The organism is Arthrobacter sp. JCM 19049 (assembly GCF_001310435.1).
Genome location: NZ_BAXF01000576.1, coordinates 1 through 1,229 on the forward strand (window position 1 = coordinate 1; position 1,229 = coordinate 1,229).

The window sequence follows — 1,229 nt, forward strand, 5'->3', positions numbered from 1 at the left end:
GGCGCCAGCACCGAGGCCGCGCAGGTGGCCAAGGCCATCCAGCAGGCGGACGCCGACGTGGTGCTGCTGACCGGCATTGACGCGGATGAGGCAGCGGCCCGCTCCCTGAACAACCAGTACCTGAAGCACGCCCAGGATGGTGGGCGGGCGGTGAACTACCCCTATGTCTACGCCGGGCCCACCAACAAGGGCACCCCCAGCGGCGCCGACCTGGACAACGACCAGGTGGTCGGCGGCCCAGCCGACGCCTGGGGGTACGGCGAATTCCCCGGGCAGGGTGCCATGGTGCTGCTTTCCAAGCACCCCATCGACACCCAGCACGTGCAGACCGTGACCAAGCAGCGCTGGTCCCAGATGCCGGGGAACACCATGCCCCAATCGGGACTCAACGGCACCATCGCCGAGGCCATGCCGGTCATGGAATCCGGACTCTGGGATGTACCTATCAAGGTGGGTGGCAGCACCGTGCGGGTCATCGCCGTGCAGACCGACCAGGTGCGCGAGGAACTGACGCACTCCGCGCCGCGGCACAGCGACCAGCTGCGCATCGTGGGCGACTGGCTTTCGGCGGCCGACTACCTGCAGGATGACCGCGGCGCCGCCCCCGGCAACCACCAGCTACGTCGTGCTGGGCGAGCTGGGACGCAACCACGGCAATAACCAAGCCGTGGATGACATGCTGGAGAACCTCGGGTCGCCGAGCAGGGCATTCACGACGACACCAACTACATCCTGCCCGCCGACACCCTGGAGATCGCCCGTCACGGGAGCATCCGGGACCAGGAAATGACCCCGTCGAACCCCGGCACCGAGCAGCCCAACCTCAGCGGAACCCCGGAACTACTCTGGAGCGATTTGACCTACTAGCGGGTAACGCGGCGCGGCCGCAGCCGCACCCGGTCGATCCGAACCACGTTTTCCCTGCAAATTTCTAGCCTTGCTCGCTACAGTTGGTACATCATGAGCAAAGACCCCATCACCATGTCACTGATCGGACCCGACGGAAAACCCCGTTCCGGCGTCCAGCAGGCCATCCTCAAGGGCATTGGCGTGCAGCGTCCCATCGTGCTGGCCTACCTCAAGCGCCTGCACCGCAAGCACCCCCAGGCCACGGCGGCGGAACTGGCCAAAATCGTGGAACGGGACTACCTGGCGCTGGCCACGGGATCGGGTGCAGCGGTCGGCGGGACCGCCGCCGTGCCGGTGGTGGGAACCACCGCTGCCTGGGG

Annotated in this window: 1 protein-coding gene and 1 pseudogene; both read left to right on the top strand. The window is 67.0% G+C overall.

What is annotated here, in order from left to right:
• The coding region (locus tag JCM19049_RS14590) for an endonuclease/exonuclease/phosphatase family protein (RefSeq protein ID WP_279403295.1) at positions 1 to 660 on the top strand (660 nt) is incomplete at its 5' end.
• Positions 661 to 960: 300 nt separating this feature from the next.
• Positions 961 to 1,229 (top strand): annotated as a pseudogene (locus JCM19049_RS14595) (hypothetical protein); the annotation flags it as partial.